Source organism: Ohtaekwangia sp. (genome assembly GCF_036568665.1).
Classification (GTDB): Bacteria; Bacteroidota; Bacteroidia; order Cytophagales; family Cyclobacteriaceae; genus Ohtaekwangia.
In genome coordinates this window covers 1-18017 of the sequence record NZ_DATCSD010000121.1, presented here as the reverse complement: position 1 = coordinate 18017, position 18017 = coordinate 1, and the positions used below count along the sequence as shown (strand labels likewise).

23 protein-coding genes are annotated in these 18017 nt (G+C 43.8%); 11 read left to right on the top strand and 12 right to left on the bottom strand.

Going from position 1 to position 18017, the window contains the following annotated elements:
• The 5 genes from VIN08_RS06510 to VIN08_RS06490 form a co-directional block, all read right to left on the bottom strand.
• A partial coding sequence (locus tag VIN08_RS06510) for a universal stress protein (protein WP_331962003.1) occupies positions 1-818 on the bottom strand: 818 nt, incomplete at its 3' end.
• A gap of 12 nt (positions 819-830) precedes the next feature.
• The gene (locus VIN08_RS06505) at positions 831-1817 is read right to left on the bottom strand and encodes an MlaD family protein (protein ID WP_331962000.1); all 987 of its coding nucleotides are present in this window, start codon (positions 1815-1817) and stop codon (positions 831-833) included.
• A gap of 2 nt (positions 1818-1819) precedes the next feature.
• Positions 1820-2557 carry an ABC transporter ATP-binding protein gene (locus VIN08_RS06500; RefSeq protein ID WP_331961997.1) on the bottom strand — a complete coding sequence of 246 codons (738 nt, stop codon included), beginning with the start codon at positions 2555-2557 and terminating at the stop codon, positions 1820-1822.
• 9 nt (positions 2558-2566) lie between these two features.
• A complete protein-coding gene (locus VIN08_RS06495; RefSeq protein ID WP_331961994.1) occupies positions 2567-3388 on the bottom strand; it encodes an ABC transporter permease in 822 nt (273 codons plus the stop codon).
• A gap of 60 nt (positions 3389-3448) precedes the next feature.
• Positions 3449-4273: a universal stress protein gene (locus VIN08_RS06490; RefSeq protein WP_331961991.1), complete on the bottom strand. Its 825-nt coding sequence runs from the start codon at positions 4271-4273 to the stop codon at positions 3449-3451.
• Positions 4274-4467: 194 nt separating this feature from the next.
• On the opposite strand from VIN08_RS06490, the gene VIN08_RS06485 reads away from it, so the two are divergent.
• The 3 genes from VIN08_RS06485 (at position 4468) to VIN08_RS06475 (ending at position 6503) form a co-directional block, all read left to right on the top strand.
• Entirely contained in the window at positions 4468-5037 is a 570-nt protein-coding gene (locus VIN08_RS06485) for a hypothetical protein (RefSeq protein ID WP_331961988.1), read from the top strand.
• Positions 5025-5333 carry a thioredoxin family protein gene (locus tag VIN08_RS06480; RefSeq protein ID WP_331961985.1) on the top strand — a complete coding sequence of 103 codons (309 nt, stop codon included), beginning with the start codon at positions 5025-5027 and terminating at the stop codon, positions 5331-5333. The genes VIN08_RS06485 and VIN08_RS06480 overlap by 13 nt, the downstream gene beginning before the upstream one ends.
• Positions 5334-5432: 99 nt before the next feature.
• A complete protein-coding gene (locus VIN08_RS06475; RefSeq protein WP_331961982.1) occupies positions 5433-6503 on the top strand; it encodes a PAS domain-containing protein in 1071 nt (356 codons plus the stop codon).
• Positions 6504-6505: 2 nt separating this feature from the next.
• Here VIN08_RS06475 and VIN08_RS06470 read toward each other — a convergent pair whose 3' ends face one another.
• Together VIN08_RS06470 and VIN08_RS06465 are read right to left on the bottom strand one after the other, a co-directional pair.
• Positions 6506-6646 carry a hypothetical protein gene (locus VIN08_RS06470; protein WP_331961980.1) on the bottom strand — a complete coding sequence of 47 codons (141 nt, stop codon included), beginning with the start codon at positions 6644-6646 and terminating at the stop codon, positions 6506-6508.
• An 11-nt stretch (positions 6647-6657) separates the two neighbouring features.
• Positions 6658-7071, bottom strand: a complete 414-nt coding sequence (locus VIN08_RS06465) for a hypothetical protein (RefSeq protein ID WP_331961977.1) — start codon at positions 7069-7071, stop codon at positions 6658-6660.
• Between the two features lie 187 nt (positions 7072-7258).
• Between VIN08_RS06465 and ppsA the strand changes: the two genes are divergently transcribed.
• From ppsA to VIN08_RS06450, 3 genes are read left to right on the top strand one after another with little or no spacing between them, the layout of a single operon-like run.
• Positions 7259-9649: a phosphoenolpyruvate synthase gene (gene ppsA / locus VIN08_RS06460; RefSeq protein ID WP_331961974.1), complete on the top strand. Its 2391-nt coding sequence runs from the start codon at positions 7259-7261 to the stop codon at positions 9647-9649.
• A gap of 33 nt (positions 9650-9682) precedes the next feature.
• On the top strand, positions 9683-10756 hold the full coding sequence (locus VIN08_RS06455) for an AI-2E family transporter (RefSeq protein ID WP_331961971.1): 1074 nt from the start codon (positions 9683-9685) through the stop codon (positions 10754-10756).
• Between the two features lie 5 nt (positions 10757-10761).
• Positions 10762-10938, top strand: coding sequence for a hypothetical protein (locus VIN08_RS06450; protein WP_331961968.1), 177 nt, complete (start codon positions 10762-10764; stop codon positions 10936-10938).
• A gap of 112 nt (positions 10939-11050) precedes the next feature.
• Here VIN08_RS06450 and VIN08_RS06445 read toward each other — a convergent pair whose 3' ends face one another.
• The 3 genes from VIN08_RS06445 to VIN08_RS06435 are packed head-to-tail and all read right to left on the bottom strand — an operon-like array spanning position 11051 to position 11995.
• Positions 11051-11614, bottom strand: coding sequence for a hypothetical protein (locus VIN08_RS06445; protein ID WP_331961965.1), 564 nt, complete (start codon positions 11612-11614; stop codon positions 11051-11053).
• Between the two features lie 7 nt (positions 11615-11621).
• Entirely contained in the window at positions 11622-11798 is a 177-nt protein-coding gene (locus VIN08_RS06440) for a hypothetical protein (protein WP_331961962.1), read from the bottom strand.
• 11 nt (positions 11799-11809) lie between these two features.
• On the bottom strand, positions 11810-11995 hold the full coding sequence (locus VIN08_RS06435; protein ID WP_331961959.1) for a CsbD family protein: 186 nt from the start codon (positions 11993-11995) through the stop codon (positions 11810-11812).
• A 233-nt stretch (positions 11996-12228) separates the two neighbouring features.
• Between VIN08_RS06435 and VIN08_RS06430 the strand changes: the two genes are divergently transcribed.
• Positions 12229-12534 (top strand): HPF/RaiA family ribosome-associated protein, encoded by a 306-nt coding sequence (locus tag VIN08_RS06430; protein ID WP_331961956.1) that lies wholly within the window; start codon positions 12229-12231, stop codon positions 12532-12534.
• 38 nt (positions 12535-12572) lie between these two features.
• Positions 12573-13067, top strand: coding sequence for a hypothetical protein (locus tag VIN08_RS06425; protein ID WP_331961953.1), 495 nt, complete (start codon positions 12573-12575; stop codon positions 13065-13067).
• A 97-nt stretch (positions 13068-13164) separates the two neighbouring features.
• On the opposite strand, the gene VIN08_RS06420 is transcribed toward VIN08_RS06425, so the two are convergent.
• Entirely contained in the window at positions 13165-14001 is an 837-nt protein-coding gene (locus VIN08_RS06420; protein WP_331961950.1) for a universal stress protein, read from the bottom strand.
• 239 nt (positions 14002-14240) lie between these two features.
• Here VIN08_RS06420 and VIN08_RS06415 point away from each other — a divergent pair, with 239 nt between their 5' ends.
• Positions 14241-15296: a response regulator gene (locus tag VIN08_RS06415; protein ID WP_331961947.1), complete on the top strand. Its 1056-nt coding sequence runs from the start codon at positions 14241-14243 to the stop codon at positions 15294-15296.
• Positions 15297-15419: 123 nt separating this feature from the next.
• Entirely contained in the window at positions 15420-16160 is a 741-nt protein-coding gene (locus VIN08_RS06410) for a HAMP domain-containing sensor histidine kinase (protein WP_331961944.1), read from the top strand.
• A 132-nt stretch (positions 16161-16292) separates the two neighbouring features.
• Here VIN08_RS06410 and VIN08_RS06405 read toward each other — a convergent pair whose 3' ends face one another.
• Complete coding sequence (locus VIN08_RS06405) at positions 16293-17015, bottom strand: TIGR00730 family Rossman fold protein (protein WP_331961941.1); 723 nt, start codon at positions 17013-17015, stop codon at positions 16293-16295.
• A gap of 120 nt (positions 17016-17135) precedes the next feature.
• Here VIN08_RS06405 and VIN08_RS06400 point away from each other — a divergent pair, with 120 nt between their 5' ends.
• Complete coding sequence (locus tag VIN08_RS06400; RefSeq protein ID WP_331961938.1) at positions 17136-17792, top strand: phosphoribosyltransferase family protein; 657 nt, start codon at positions 17136-17138, stop codon at positions 17790-17792.
• Positions 17793-18017 lie beyond the last annotated feature (225 nt).

Genomic DNA, 18017 nt, shown 5'->3' with positions numbered 1-18017 from the left:
TCGGTATGAAATATCATAACCGGGTATTGGCAGATGGCTGCTATATTTTTGATTACGCTTTTATGAAATAGCCTGGCTATAAAACCGCGATGCTCCGAACACAGAATTAAAGCATCTGCCTGATGACGGAGCATGTAACTGTTAAGTGCCGGTGCTATATCTGCCGCATGGATGGCATCGAACGAAAAGGGTAAGCTATTGCCATAGATCGTCTTTAAAATTTCCTGTGTATCCTTCAGCTCCTCTTCTTCTTTTATACTATACGATTCTTCCTGCACTTGCAATATTGTTAATGAACTCTTTAACGTACGAATGAACGGTGCCATGACATTTACCGGCATATATCCTTTTCGCAGGTAATCGAACGCCAGCACTATAGATTTTAATTCATTATATATATACCCGTTCGGTACAATAAGCATGGGTATGCGCGATTCAACCATAGCGTTGTATGCGTTGCTTCCATTGAAGAACTGGTATAGATCATCGGCACCATCTGTTCCCATAACGATGAGATCATAGTGTGTTGATTTCTCCTGTATAATGGCACTCAGTCGTTTGAATGTTGGTTCCACTATAGCATAGCAGGATATCCTGAAACTTTTTGTTACCTCACGACACTGTGCTTCCAGTTGATCTACTATGGGCGCAACGGTGATTTGTTTTCCGGCTATCAACTCTGCTGGAGTAAAATCGTACATCGATTCAACGTGAAGCAATGTAAGGTCTCCGTTGATAGCCTGTGCCAGTTTCGCAGCATACGCAATAGCGGTATGTGCTGCATCGGAAAAATCGGTTGGGCAAAGTATCTTTTTCATGATCATACAGATTTAGTTTGTCTTTTGTTTTAGCGCTTCCTTTTGTTCCTTCTCCTGTTTCCTGAAATATTTACGGAACAGAAAATTGGTTTTAAGTGCTTCCATATTCTGATTGAACCGCTCTGTTCCCTGCTCAATATTTACGGCACTTCTGAACAAGCTTTGCCGCAGCAAAGTATCTTTCAGCAGAAGTCCGGCGGTTCCTTCTCCCTGCTGCATCTGGTTGACTGTTTGCTTGAGATCTTTCATCATGGCAGACGTCTCATGACTGGCTTGTTGAATCTGTGCAAGTGACAACGTTAAGCGATTGGAGAGCGCGGTATCGGTAAACAGTGTATTGGCAAGGCCATTGCCATGCTTCAGTCGAATCACCAGGTCGCGGGCACTTGCCGTCATGGTGGCTGTGTTGCTGCCGGCAGTTCTGAAATCAATTACCGCTTTCTTCAAGTCTCTTGTGATGACAGTATCCGACAGCAGTGTCCAAAGACTTTCACTGCTGTTAAGCTTTACGGATATTTCGTACAGGTTGTGAGTGATGCGTTCAATATTATTGTTCGTGGTGTTCAACGTGCGGAGCATTTCATCTGTCTCCACCGGTTTTCTCGATTGAAGTATATCATCGGCATTTACCGAAGAAGATCGGATACTCTGCGAGTTGATATTGATAAGCTTATTCCCCATCAGCCCGTCTGTTCCAATTGAGACGATCGCATTTTTCTTTATATAGGGCTTCATGGCTTCATCGATCGTCATAGTAACAATAATAGAAGTATCGTTCTCCACGATGATGGATTTTACTGTGCCTACATCTATACCTTTGAAGCGTACATTATTACCCGGCACAAGCCCGTTCACATTGGTAAGCACGGCCTTTATAGTAAAGGTTGATCCCAGCAGGTTTCGGTTCTTGCCAATCATATAGAGTGTAAGTACCAGAAATATCAATCCTGCCAGTACCATCATACCTACTTTTGCATTATCGAGTTGTTTTGTTTTCATATTCAATCAAAAAATTCCCTGATCTTACTATCCTGGTTGCTACAAAGATTGGTATAGGTATCATCGGCATAGCATGTTCCGTCAATGAGCATGATTACCCGATTGGAAGTAATGTTAATGCAGTGCATATCATGCGAGATGATAACCGAAGATGTATTGTATTTTTTCTGAACCTTTACAATAAGCTGGCTGATCTCACGTGCAGTGATCGGGTCGAGTCCGGTAGTAGGTTCATCATACAATATGATCTGCGGCTGAAGGATCAAGGTTCGTGCGAGTGCTATACGTTTTCGCATACCTCCTGAAAGTTCTGCCGGCATCTTGTCAACCGTATGAGCCAGGCCTACATCGTTCAGTGCTTCCATCACTGCCTGCTCCGCACCTTTCTCCCGTTGTGCCTTGTTCCAATGTCTGCGCAGCGGGAACTCAAGATTTTCGCGCACCGTCATGGAATCGTATAGTGCATTGCTTTGAAAGAGAAAACCAATCTGTGCACGCAAGTGGTCGAGCGTGTCCTGAGACATCTCATCTATATAGTTATCGAGTACACAAATTCTACCGGCATCAGCAGTAATAAGATTGATGATACATTTGATCAATACAGATTTACCGGAACCGGATTTACCCAATATAGCCAGGTTCTCACCACGCTTCAGTTGCATAGAGAAATTGCGGAGCACATGATTATCTCCGAACGATTTATACAGGTTACTCACGGTGATAGCAGGTGTGTGCATCATATATATACCTCATGTTAGTCCTAACAAGTCTGAGATCTGAACCGCTACTAGATCGATAATAAACACCAGCAAAGACGCCACTACCACTGCAGAGTTGGCTGACCTGCCAACGCCCTCCGTACCTTTGCGTGAATTATATCCTTTATAGCACCCTATAATGCCAATGGCAAAACCAAAAAAGAATGTCTTTACAATAGAAGGCAGTATATCTCCGAAGCTCAGTGCATTGAATACCTGTGTCCAGTATAGATACCAGCTTACCTGCCCGCGAATATTTACTCCCAGATAACCGCCATATAGCGATACTGCGTTAGATATATTGGAGAGCACAGGAATCATGAGCGTAGTGGCGATAACCCGTGTAACTACCAGGTAGCGAAACGGATTTGTACCCGATACATCCATTGCATCGATCTGTTCGGTTACGCGCATCGAGCCAAGCTCTGCCCCCATCCCCGACCCTATCTTGCCTGCGCAGATCAGTGCTGTAATCACGGGCGATATCTCACGCACGAGTGATACCGAAACCATAGCAGGAAGTAAAGATTGTGCACCGAACTCAACCAACGTTGGTCTTGATTGTATAGTAAGCACAAGCCCCATAATAAAGGCGGTGATTCCCACCAGGGGTAATGATTTATAGCCAACCCAGTAACACTGCCTCAGAAATTCTTCAAACTCCTGGCGGGGTTTGAAAAGCTCTCGGAAGAAGCGGGCTGTGAAACGCGCTATATCTCCTATTTCATTGAGGAATGCGATATTGGTACCCGGGAAATTTGACACCGTTGTATTTTCTTTATATCGTAAAGATGACGGCAAATACCCTGGCATAGTCTGATGCAGATCAATATTGTGGATGATAGATGTCATCCATTTTGTGAAAATATAGGTTTATTTCATGAAGCACGTCCACACCGGTACATGCTGGTGGTTAACTACATCTTCTGTTATACTGCCAACCACCAGGTGTAGTATACCTTTCCATGCGTGCGTTCCCATAGCAATCATATCGGCATCGATCTCCCTGGAGAAATGTTCAACTCCATCCTCGATAGTATAGTCTGATCGTATATTGATGGTGTAATTGTACAGGCCGAATTCCTGTGCAAATACCTGAAGTTCCCTTTGTGCATCCGGATCAGGCTTCAGTATAAAAGGTGTATTTACCCATAGCAAGTTCAGCCGGGCATGAAAGAATTTCTGCAACTCCTTTACCTGGCTTACAAGCGCGTCATCTTTCTGCTCGGGTATAACTGGGTATACAATATTGCGTATAGCAGCTTCGGGCGCTGTATGTATCGTAATTACCGGTACCTGAACATGTCGCACCACCTTTGCTGTATTTGATCCATACTTTGCATGGCCGGTGCCCTGCGTACCCATTACTACGAGGTTTATGCCGTTTGTTTTTATGTAACTCTCTATTTCGGATATCAGCGACCCGATAATATGTTTGAATTTCACCGCCACCGTTTTAGCAGCATGCCTGTTGCGCATCGCGTTAAATTTATCTTCCGCATCTTTTTCTATTTCTTTCAGGAACGAAAGATTAAATGCATAGCTATACGAAAGCGATGGATTGCCCTGCAGAAAAGTTATGTCGATAACGTGAAGCACGTGTACTTCACCCTCACTCTGTCGGGCAATATCTATAGCGAACCGGAAGGCTTCTTCAGCCGGATCAGAAAAGTCGCAGGGCACAAGAATATTTTTCATTTTGCTTTTTTATGCAAAGTAGAATCTGTCGGTATAGCGTGTCATGACTCTTGTTTCGTTTCCTGAATGATTATCGTCATGCAACTATATACCCGGACCGGGAAGATCATGGCGCATGCATGACGAAGATCATTTATAGTTTTACGCTTTCAGGGTTTATTGCAGCATAAAAACAAGACTAAACCCCATGCATTATGAAAACGCTCATGGTATACTATTCCTTTACGCATAACAACGAAGTGCTTGCGCAGGAATTACAAAAACAACTTGGCTGCGACATTCTGAAGATTGAAGACCTTAAGAAGAGAAATGGTTTCTCCATTTTCCTTGATATACTCTTTAGCCGGAGGCCAGCGATAAAGTATTCACCGGTTTCGCTGACAGCGTATGACCGGTTTATTTTTATAGCACCTATATGGGCTGGTAAAATAGCGACTCCGCTCAAAACGTTCCTGATCAATGAAAGAACGAAAATAAAACACTACTCTTTCATCACTATATGTGGCGGTCGTGAAGGCCAGCGCGACAAGATCACCCTGGAACTCAGTGCAGCGCTGCGTGCCATGCCCGATGCTGTAACCGAGCTTTGGATCAATAACTTGTTGCAGGAAGATCAGAAGAATTCAATCAAATATACTTCATCCTACCAGCTTACCAGCGGTGACCTGGTGAGGTTCCAGAATTCCATCCAGGAGTTTATCAAACGCTCCGGAAATTTATTAACGCATAAAAGTTCAGAACAGGTCGTCTCATGGAATTCATAACCAGTACCCAGGCTATATATCCGGGTATACCCCTGCAAGGTCTCTCCATGGTATACCTGTATACGGAGTGGTGTATACCCTGTCATATGATGGCCTCGGTTATAGATAACCTGCGTGAGTATGGAGACACGGTTATTATACCGATAAACATTGAAAAGGATCACGAAGGTGCTGCCTTCTTCCAGGTATACGATATTCCAACATGCATGCTTTTCAAAAACGCGAAAATGGTGTGGCAACACTCGGGCATTGTTTCTGAAACTGTTTTGAGGAAGATGATTGAATTGAATCAATAACAAACTAAACTTTCAAAAAGCTGTCAAAAATCATATTTCAGTTAAAACCTTATAGCTAACTATGAGCTTTGCCTGTGCTGCACCCAACGACCCATAGACATGAATATGAATGAGCGAATGCTGCCTGAAAAGGCAGAGCCTCCTGTGAATCTTGCAAATGCATTGCCCGGTGTAACCTACCGGATAAACCTGCTTCCTATACCTACGGTCAGTTATGTGAGCAAAGCCGTATTTGTATTGCTGGGCATACAACCCGAAGATTTACTGTTCAAACCAACAGATTACTATCGGCGATTTCTGGTGGCAGAAGATCAGCAGACCATGAGGTATAAAGTTGACACAGCAAAGCGATCGCGTAATCTTGAAAAGATACATTTACAGATTGTGGATGCGAAAGGCGAGAGAAAACATGTAGAGGATTGGTTTGTAGGAGTCTTTAACGATGACGATCAGTTGATCGCTATAGAAGGGTATATCACCGAGATCAGACGATCGGCCACGAAATGGCATTTGCTCAATCAACTGAAAGCTTACCGCAAGGCGATCGATGTCAATATCATTTCTTCTATAACCGATACACAAGGAGTTATCATTTACGCCAACGAAAACTTTCAGCGAATATCCAAATATAGCGAGCGGGAACTTATAGGGCAGAATCACAGAATTGTACGATCAGGCCATCATCCAAAAGATTTCTTCTCGGTGCTATGGAAGACGATCGCTTCGGGCAAAAGATGGAACGGTGAAATAATGAATCGAGCCAAGGACGGAACGTTATACTGGGTGGATACGGTGATCATTCCTATATTTAATGAAGAGCGAACCATTACCAGCTACTTGTCATTGCGAACATTGATCACCGATCGTAAAAAGGCAGAGCAGCAAAAAGATGGGTATATACATGTGCTGGAAGAAATTGCGCACATTGTGGCGCACGATGTGCGCGGCCCGGTGTGCAGCATTATGGGGTTAACAAATCTCATCCATACATTTCCGGATATGCCCGACAAACTAAAGCAGCCCCTGGATTATCTTAAAGTTGCCACGGACAGGCTCGACCATTTAACACACAAACTGTCGGATAAAATATACTCTACGGAAATGGATCTGCGTGTTACAAAGGACAAACCCGTTAATGACACTGATTATATACCAGGATCGCCCGAATAAAATTATTTACCCGGGCCATTGCCCCACCCGTAAGGTTTTGTTTTTCGCTTATACTGCTGTTCGTATTTCTCACTTTTGTTTTTGTGATGCCAATCGCTCGGGCCTCTTTTCTTTGCCGGCTTTTTTGATGCTGTCTTTGCCATATAGGTGAAGGTTATAGTACCCGTTCAATAAAACCAAAAAATTCTTCTTTGTATTGAATAAACTGTTCGCGTACCGATTCAAGCTCACTCATAAGCTGGTCGTGTTCTTTAAAATAAGTCGTCTTCGTTTCGTCTCGCTCCTGTAGTGCTTCAGCCAATATTTTTTCATGGTTACGTAACCGGTGTGCGAGGGTATCGATCAGCTCTCCGTTATAGTATATAAATATACTTTGAAAACGATCGATCATCATTTTATCTTCTACGCTGGAAAACCGGGGCGCATACATATCCAGCAGTTTTTGGAAGAACGTCAATTCTCTTTTCCACAGCAAGGCAACAGAGAGCCACTCCAGCGTTTTCTTGTGCTTGGCTAATAAGGTTGGTTGCAGTATATATTTGTCGGTTACAGATGTTACGGAGATCATAAAGTTTTTTCTTGTAAAGAAACTATACCTGTTATAGTAAAAACATGATTATAGTCTTTAGCGCAACGTGATTTTTATCATCCGCTTGTAGAATCACTGACTTTAATCAGCCGATGCTGTGATGTGCATCATCGGTGGATACGGATTGTGGTGGTAGGTTTGTTTACCTTCTTTATAACGAAAAACTATGAACACATTCATTATACCTTTCGATCAGCTATCACTGCAAGACCTTCCTAAAGTTGGAGGCAAGAATGCATCGCTCGGGGAAATGATCCGCACGCTTTCTCCTATTGGTATAGCTATACCGGATGGCTTTGCTGTTACTACAGAAGCATTCAACCAATTTCTTTCTTTCAATAACCTGTTGCCGGAGATACAACGTATACTGGCCCTTCTTGACCGGCAGTCGTTGCATAACCTGGCTGATACGGGTGCTCAATGCAGGCATCTGATCCTTCAGGGTATATTTCCGCAAGAGGTTGAGAATGCTATACGCGAAGCACATGGCGAATTGATGACGCATGGATTGATCCATTCCGTAGCGGTACGCAGCAGTGCTACGGCAGAGGATTCGCCAGATGCAAGTTTTGCCGGGCAGCATGAATCCTATCTGAATGTAACCGGAGCCGACAACGTGCTGGATGCTGTGCGGAAATGCTATGCCTCGCTATATAATGACCGCGCTATCAAATATAGAATTGATCATGGCTTTGCCGATATGCAGGTACGTCAATCGGTAGGTGTTCAGTTAATGGTGAGATCTGACAAAGGAAGTGCTGGCGTTATTTTTACTATTGAACCTGAAACCGGTAATAACAATCTTATATACCTGACGGGTGCCTGGGGGTTGGGTGAAAGTGTAGTGCAAGGTGCCGTTAACACAGATGAGTTCTATATATTTAAACCAGCACTCAGCAAACAGCACTCTCCTATTGTATACCGCGCGTTGGGCAGTAAAGAACAGATGCTGGTTTACGCGAAGGTTAACGACCAGAATACTGCATGGCAGGAAACACCTGCTGCTTTGCGCGATCAGTATATATTATCGGATGATGAAATTATTACGCTGGGAGAATGGTCACTTGAAATAGAGAAACACTATAATATGCCGATGGACATTGAGTGGGCTCGCGATGGTGTGAGCGGCAAGCTATATATAGTGCAAGCACGACCGGAAACCATTCATGGGCATCATAAGAACGTTACCTTAAAAGAATATACCCTGGCATCAAAAGATACTCCCCTGCTAACGGGCAAAGCTATAGGGCGTGCCATTGTGAGTGGTAAAGTGAGCATTGTGCGTTCGCTGGCGGATGCTTCGAAAGTACAGACAGGCGATATCATTGTTGCTGATATTACCAACCCGGACTGGAATGCTTTGCTTCGCAAGGCGGTATGCATTGTTACCAATAAAGGCGGACGTACGAGTCATGCTTCTATTATAGCGCGTGAACTTGGTATACCGGCAGTAGTCGGTACGATAGCAGCAACCCAAAAACTGGTTGACGGACAAGTGATCACAGTGTCGTGTGCCAGCGGAGACGAAGGACAAGTCTTTCATGGCAAGTTACAGTGGGAAGAAAAAGAAATTGCATTGAACGCAATGGAGCATACGCGCACGAACCCGATGCTTATACTGGCCGATCCGCTGAAGGCATTGTTATATGCAACCTATCCCAACCAGGGTGTAGGATTACTCCGCATGGAGTTTATGATCAGCAACACCCTGCAGGTACACCCGATGGCGTTGGTGAAATATTATGAATTGCCAGACAGCGCTGAGAAAAGACAGATCGCTGCGCTGACAAGACATTATGTTGATAAAGAACAGTTTTTCGTTGACAAACTTGCTGAATCTATAGGTCTCGTTGCAGCTGCATTTTATCCTCGTGATGTTATTGTTCGCATGAGCGATTTCAAAACGAATGAGTATGCGAAATTACTGGGCGGCAATACATTTGAGCCGGAAGAAGAAAACCCCATGCTGGGCTTTCGCGGAGCGAGTCGGTATTACAACAGCCGCTATCGTGAAGGCTTTGCCCTCGAATGCCAGGCTATACAGAAAGTGCGCGAAGAGATGTTACTTGAAAATGTAAAAGTAATGATCCCCTTCTGCCGCACGGTAGATGAAGCCACGAAGGTGCTGGCCGAAATGAAAAAATCAGGACTGGTGCGAAATGAGAATAACCTGGAAGTATATATGATGGCCGAAATTCCCAGCAACATTTTACTGGCCGAAAAATTTGCTCAACTCTTTGATGGCTTTTCGATCGGCTCAAACGACCTGACTCAACTTACACTCGGATTGGACAGAGATTCTGCTATAGTCAATCATTTGTTTGATGAAAATGACGAAGCCGTTAAGCTGCTTATCAAAAGACTGATAACAGTAGCGCATCAAAAAGGTGTAAAGGTTGGATTGTGCGGGCAGGCTCCCAGCGATTATCCCGACTTTGCCCGGTTCCTGGTGTCTTGTGGCATTGACTCTATTTCGTTCAATCCGGATGCGCTGATTCGCGGCATACAAAATATAGCGCTGGCAGAATCCACACAGAAAAAACTGGAAACCATATAGATCACTCCCTGTACTTATTACTATTACCACCCGATGCGCTATAGCATACCAATACGAAAACATCTTCCGGCCACGGCTGCAAGTCCGTTGAAAACACTTCAGTATATTGTATACGGAGCAGCGATCCTGTATTTCGGAAGAACGATTTTTATACCAATAAGTTTTGCGCTGTTAATAAGCTTTGTGCTATACCCGGTATGTGCCTGGCTGGAGCAGAAAGGACTTAGCCGTATAGGCGCTATAGTAGTGTCTATTGTACTTCTGCTATTACTGGGGCTGCTGGTGGTTGTTCTGCTGGTGTCGCAATTCATGCGGTTTCTCCACGAGTGGCCTGCTATTCAAAGTAAACTCATGCAATCTGTTACCGATCTAAGCCAGATGCTGGTAGATGTGTTCGGTATAAGTGAGGACCAGCAGCATAATTTTATTGCGAAAATTTCGGATCAGTCGGGCGGTAATATACTATCAATTATCAGGAACACTGTTTCGGCATCTGCATTTTCTGTTGTAATGCTTTTTCTGGTTCCGGTATATACAGTATTGATTCTTTATTATCGCAAGTATTGGGTAAACATTCTCATCCGTATATTCCCCGGTGAAAAAAGTAAAAGCGTACGCGAGATGCTGACGCTTACCATTCAAACATACTATAATTTCATTAAAGGTATGGCAATGGTATATATAGTGGTTGGTACTTTGAATAGCATCGGACTGCTGCTGCTGGGCGTGCCGCATGCTATACTTTTTGGATTCATTGCCTCTGTCCTCACTTTTGTTCCTTATATCGGCATTATGGTAGGATCACTCCTGCCCATCACCATGGCGTGGATCACCTACGATTCGATCTGGTATCCGGTGGGTATCATTGCTATATTTACATTTGTACAATACCTGGAAGCAAATGTGATTTTTCCGGTGGCCGTAAGCAGCCGGTTAAATGTAAATACGCTGGTTATGCTCCTCGCTATATTTACCGGTGGCATTGTTTGGGGCATGGCAGGCATGATACTCTTTGTACCTTTTGCAGGCATAGCCAAGCTTATTGCCGATCGCAATCCTAAATGGAAAACACTTTCGATGATTCTCGGAACTGAAAACACAAAGTAATATATATGCCGATTAATAGAGAATGGCACGCCAGGCACAAGATGCCGGTAAACGCTACGCTGGATCAGCGCATTGCCTGGCATATAGAACATGCTGAAGTATGTGGTTGCCGCGAGATACCCACCTCTGTTCAAAGTGAGATCAACAAGCGTAAAGTCACCAAAAAGCATCGCCCGCATTAAGATACGCTTCGGTTATTTTACAGCAGCCTTTAGGCTCGCTTCGCGGAATGATATATAGGAATAGTTGTTCCATATACGATATAAGCTGAATATGAAGGCGACAAGATGAGCCTTAAAAGTAAAATCGAAAACCATTCGAAAATATAAGACCATTGCTATAGCAAGGTTTGTCTTCCAGTTTATCGGCATAGCCTTTTGCATAGCCAGCCCCTATACCAAAATGATAACTGAGATTTCCTTGCTCGGAGTGCAGCACAAATACTTCTACACCACCGGTGCCACTTATACCACAAGTATATTTTCGATCTGATATCTTATCCTGTGGCACAATGAAAAAAGGACCAACGTCAAAGAACCACCGAGCGCGTTCATTGATATTGGTATAAACTACTACAGAAGCAGCCAGCGTAGAAAACCTGGCCCAGTGATTATACCGTGCTTTATATTGCTCCAGCCAGTGCATATTACCTTTTAACCGAAAGCAGACCCGGTTATGAAATATACCCGGAGAACTGATCTCCACTCCTGCCCACGAATTGTCTGCGAACTCCCCTCCGGAAACCCCCAGTGAGAAATGATGTATATGTTTTAATGCATCTATATTCTCCTGGGCATACCCGGCAGCATGCACTAAAAGGAACCCGGAAAGTAGTGCAACCATGAGAAAGGATCGCATAACATTATCAATTACTTGTAAGAAGCTCTATCCATACTGCGCCACCAATCACCAGTGCCGTGATTACCGCTGCAACAATGATGGCAGTGATTACCGCTGCGCCCACCTGTTGCCTGGTCTCGCTATGTAAACCGGGCATTATCGGTGACTGGCGGTGGTATATCTTTACTCTCCTGGAAGTCATAGCTATGGTGTTTATATGCGCGACAACAAGTCGCGTATCTCTTGCTTGGTCTTACCGATCTTTTGCTGTATTCTTCCGATCAATTCTTCTTCCTTTCCCTTTATAAAAAGAAGATCGTCATCGGTCAGGTTTCCGTAGCGTTGTTTGAGTTTGCCTTTGATGACATTCCAGTCACCTTTTACTTTCAGTTTTACCATGACTTTACAGTGTTTGATTTCTGATGCAAGATAGACTGCCACGCAGGTGTATAGAATGATGAACGTCATGCAATACCAGGATAATACTCACCCGAACAAGGATGGGAGTACTATGCGATTAAGATCATTTTTGATACAGACATTTATCATGATTGGATGACGTCTGTATAGGTAGCTTTGATATAGAAAACAGCCTGCCAGTTGCAAGCTATATAACCCATAAACATTATTTTATGAAAGTGATTATTCAGACTCCGGATTTCAAAGCACAAAAAGCACTGATAGATTTTGTAAAGGAGCACATTGAGAAACTCCAGGTCTTTAACGAGCGTATCCATGAAGGGCGTGTATGCCTGAAGCTTGATGCTTCTGATAAAAAGGAAAACAAAATATGCGACGTAAAACTGGTTGTTCCCGGCAACGATCTGTTTGCTTCAAAGCAGAGCAGCTCCTTCGAAGATGCCATCCTGCAAACAGCAGATGCGTTGAAGCGACAGCTTGAACGATGGAAAGATGTGCATAGTAACAATGCCGCATAATTTTTATCCCGTGCGTACAACATCTAAACAACAACTTTATGGAAACCGATTACACTTCCGTACAATATATAGTTACCAACATTATCGCGATTCTCACAACTATTACGGTTATGCTTTGGCCTAATGCGGGTCGTGTACTTTTGAGTGGTATATTTATTGGTGCTGCAGCCTTCAATGCTTTTACCGCGATGGAGAACCCTTCGCTTTACCTGGTATTTGGAGAACTTACGGTGAGTGATTTTTATCGCACTATCATTCTCGGTCCGTTCAGCCGGCATACACAACTTTATATATATGGTATAGCCGGGTGCCAGCTATTGATCGGGGCGTTCCTGCTATATAAAGGCAGACTTATGAAGATTGCGATGGTGTGTGCCATCTTGTTTTTGCTGGCCATTGCACCTCTGGGGTTCGGCTCCGCATTTCCGGCAACGCTTATACTGTCAACAGCTTTTTTAATACTGATGCAGAAAAAAATCGACTACAATATCTACGAAGGACCAGGTAAAAAAGTGAAGTATACTTCGCACTGATGCGCTACATCCTTCTATAAAGCAAATGCCGACTGATCATGGTCGGCATTTTGTTTTGCTCACTATAAAGAGCGATTTATAGGTATACCTCGATACATCAAAGTGTATATGTCCATACCAAAGAAGACTGAATGTGATTGACAACATCTTCTGTGATACTGCCATTGAATAAATGTGCCAGGCCTTTCCGTGCATGGGTACCCATGGCTACAAGGTCTGCTTTTCCGGATTGCATAAAATCCAGAATGCCTTCTTCTTCTGACCGGTAATTTTTGAAATGGAATACGCAGTTGGTCAGATCATATTGTCTGGCAAATTCATGGAAAGCTTCTTTCGCTTCCGCATCGCGCATAAAGTGTATTGGTGTGTTAACCAGGAGCACATGCAGGGTTGCATGAAAGAATGATTGAAGCTCTTTAAGCTTTTTCATGAACGCAGTCTGATCCAGCTGCAATGTGGATGGCAGGAGTATATTCCGGATAGTTTCTACGGAACGGAATGCACGAATGGCCAGTACCGGAACCGATGCGTTGCGCACAACCTTTTCGGTGTTTGATCCTATAAAAAATTCTTCCAGGCCGGAGGCGCCCGAAGTACCCATCATAACGAGATCTATCTTCCTGGATTCAATAATACTGTGAATGGATTCTATAACACCTCCTGTCAGAATTTCCAGCGAGGCCTTTACCGAATCATTGCCGTATTCCTTTTTCATTTTTGCAAAATTCTTTTTGCTTTCGTCTTCCAGGTCGGTAATCAGTTGAGCATTGTAAGCCATGGTCTCGCCCATCAGTGCAGGATCATACAGTGTCGGAATGTATATAGCATACAGTACAACAATTTCTCCGTTTGTGATAGAGGCAAGGTCGTTCGCCATTCTGAAAGCCTCCATCGAAAGTTTCGAAAAATCACAGGGTACTAATATTCGTTTCATATCTCTGGTAATTTTTTTATGAAATGTATACCCGTAATCTCTATACCTGCATGACGTGTGCTTGGCAGAAAGATGATTCTTGTCAGTTTTGTATTCCCGCATACAAACCCTGGCAATCTGATATAAGTCATACTTCGCTTTGATCAGGGTCATTCACAAAAATCATATACCGTAATACTTTAGTTCTGCGTTGCATCGTCAATGCTGCGTGCTCCATGTATAATTTTAACCCACCCGCGATGAGCTATACTATTTTACTGATTGAAGATAACCCCGAAATGGCCGATAACATTTCCAGCATTCTGCAGTTGGCACATTATAACGTTACGCATGCCTGCAATGGAAAAGCCGGTGTTGAGCTCGCTCAGAAAATTCACCCTGATCTTATTCTCTGCGATATTATGATGCCCGAACTGGATGGTTATGGCGTTATTCATATACTGAACAATGATCCGGATACCCATAACATTCCCTTCATCTTTCTTACGGCCAAGGCAGACAAAACTGATTTTCGCTCGGGGATGAATCTTGGTGCAGACGATTATATCACGAAGCCTTTTGACAGTATTGATCTCCTGAAGGTGATTGAAATGCGCCTGAAGAAAAATGAGTGGCTCAAATTGAACTATAGCAACACTCCCGGTGACGTAAGTACTTTTTTCAACAAAGCCCGTGAGATTAAAGACTTTCAGAAGCTATCGGAGAATCGCCCGGTGAAGAACCTGCGGAAAAAAGATCTCCTCTTTATGGAAGGACAAATGCCCAATGATTTATACTTTATAGAGAAAGGACAAGTAAAAACCTATAAGATCAATTATGATGGCAAAGAGTTGATTACGGGTATACACAAGGAAGGTGAGTTTCTGGGATATGTACCTTTGCTGGAAGACAAGCCCTATAACGAAAATGCCGAAATATTAGAAGATGTTCGCATATCGGTTATACCGAAGGCAGACTTTCTGTCGCTGGTATATTCGAGTAAAGATGTAGCGCGAAAGTTTATCAAAATGCTTTCCAACAATCTGGAAGAAATGGAAAACAGGTTGCTGGATATAGCCTACCAATCCGTTCGCCAGCGTGTGGCCAGTGCCTTGCTCAAGATACACGAACGTTTCCAGGATGATAAACATCCTCTCATCACCATTGCCCGTAAAGATATATCCAACATTGTGGGCACTGCTACAGAATCACTGAATCGTACATTGGCTGATTTTAAAGATGAAGGCCTGATCGAGATCTCTGGCGATGGACTCAAAATTATCAATAAGCCCAAGCTGGAGAAGTTGCTTCGTTAAATATACCGGGCGATTATAGTCTCCCGAATCTGTGATGACTATCACGATAGCCCACGAAGCCGCGCGTTACTTTTGAAGGTAAGTATATCGCACCGATAACAGCAGGGGTGATTACATAGCTATATGAGAACCTTAAAGAAAGAACGGAAGAGCACTGGAGGAAACTCCACGGGAGAGCTTAACAAGCTGAAATCGGATTTTGTAACGCTGGCATCGCACGAATTCAGAACACCGCTCACGACCATTCAATCATCCGCCTACTTATTGGAGAACTATATCAGCGGAGAACACAAGGAAAAAATATCAAAGCATATTTCCCGCATACTGAATTCCGTGAACACGTTAACATCCATGCTGGACGAGTTTCTCTCGATTACCCGCATTGAAGAAGGCAAAGTAAAATTGAATGCCGAACACATGGATATAAAACAGTTCATGGAAATGATCTGTGTAAAGCTCAGCGACTTCTTAAAACCCGGACAAAGAATTTTATACCAGCATAGCGGGGAGTCGCATATATACTTCGATGCTCTTATACTTGAAATCATTGTACGTACCCTGGTGGGAAATGCCACGAAGTATTCTCCGGAGCATACGGATGTGTGTATCACTACCAGCGTACACAATCATATATACCTGTCGGTAAAAGATGCCGGTATAGGTATACCCGCAGAAGACCAAGTATATTTGTTTGAACGTTTCTTTCGCGCATCGAATGCTGCCAACATTCAGGGCACGGGTCTCGGGCTTCACATCATGAAGCTATACCTGAATATGTTGCAGGGTTCGGTATTGGTGAAAAGTGCGCGCGGCCAGGGAAGTGAATTTCAGATAACATTCGACCAGCTTTCACCGCGAGTATAATTGCAGCGTTCACTTACCACCAATCCCAGACTTTTATAGCCAGGGAAATAAGTAAAACGATCAGGAAGATCGTTAGCAGTATATATCTTCTTTCGGTATTCATACAGGGTTTATTTCAGATGTTGTAAATCACTACTCTTTTTCGAAGAGCCAACGTAGCGGAGATGGTTTCTTACCCGTTACCAAGCCATACTTTGCAATACTCCTCTCTTTAATAAACTGAACAGCCTCGTCAATAGAATTTGTTACCAGTATCAGATCAAGGTCTTCCGGAGATATAGTCTGTTTGCGTTTCATCCACTCAATATGCTCCAGCAATTCGCGATGAAAGACTTTATCGAATATGATAATGGGAAACTGCTGGATCTTTCTGGTTTGTGTTAATGTGAGTGCTTCGAAAAATTCATCGAGCGTTCCGAAACCTCCCGGCACAACAATGAACGCGAAGGAGTATTTTATAAGAAGCGTTTTCCGCACAAAGAAGTATCGGATATTTACCCACTTATCGAGGTATCGGTTTGGCTTCTGTTCCATGGGTAAAACTATATTGCATCCTACCGAGCGGCCTCCTGCTTCGCGTGCTCCGCGATTTGCAGCTTCCATCAATCCGCCACCGCCACCCGTCATAATAGTAAAGCCGAGCCGGGCTATAGCCGCTGCAGCATTACGCGTCAGGATATAATACTCATGGTCTTCATGAAAGCGTGCTGATCCAAAGAATGTAACGCAGGGGCCGACAAAATGCAGCGCCCTGAATCCTTTCACAAATTCCAGCAATACCTTCACGGTAAATCTGAATTCTTCCCAGCGTGATTGCGGGCCGCGAAGGAATTTAATTTCTGACTTGATCTCCATAAGCAATGTGTGAAGATACTTTCGCCTGTGGCCCTGGTGTATGATCAATAGCAGTATAGTATATGACAATGATCATGCTCTTGCAGAAACAGAAAAGCGACCTTCGAAGAAAATAATAATATGCATTCAACCGAAACGATACAGGACCGTGCCCGCGCAGGTAAACTGCTTAGCCGGAAACTGCGCGACTATGCAGATGCGTATACCGTAATAACCGGAGTTACCCGTGGTGGTGTGCTGGTGGCTGCTGCTGTGGCGGAAGAACTGGATTTACCCCTGGAAGTGATTCCCTGCAGAAAGATTAAACACCCTGCTGATAACACCAGGAGTTTAGGTTCTGTATGCGGGAATGACGTGATCACTCATCAGGAATATCAGGATATACCGCAAGACTATATATGCCACCAGGTAAATATGATCCGGTATGCGTTGGCACTGGAGAGTAAATATTTTTACGGTGACGGCCAGCCGGCATCGTTTCAAAATAAAACTGTGATTGTAGTAGATGACTGGGTACAGTCTGGCGATACGCTGGCAGCATGCCTGAACAATATACTGAAACAAAAGCCGCGCAAGCTCATTGCGGCAGTGCCTTTTATATCAACCAAAGCTGCCAGGCTTCTGCAGGGAATAGCCGATGAACTTATATATCTGCATATGGATCGGTCGGTTCGTCCAGCCACGGAGTGTTTTCTCTCTTTTCCAAGTGTCAGCCTGGAAGAAGTAAAAGCATCGCTGAAAAAATTTAAAGACAGCAGGACCACTACAAACGGCTGATTCAAAAAATCAGAAGCCTAAAAGCCTCGCAGGTATATACCGGGAAAGCTGCCTATATAGTTTAACGGGTACTGTAGTTTACCGGTCGTTCTTTTCAAACCGTCCGGTCTTCTCCAGTACTTTAATGCGATACGCAACAGCTCTAAAACCTTTTTCAACAATTTCAGGCGGGCGCGATAAGCCCTGGGAAGGTCTTACAGTTTCACTTATTACAAAGGGTGCTAA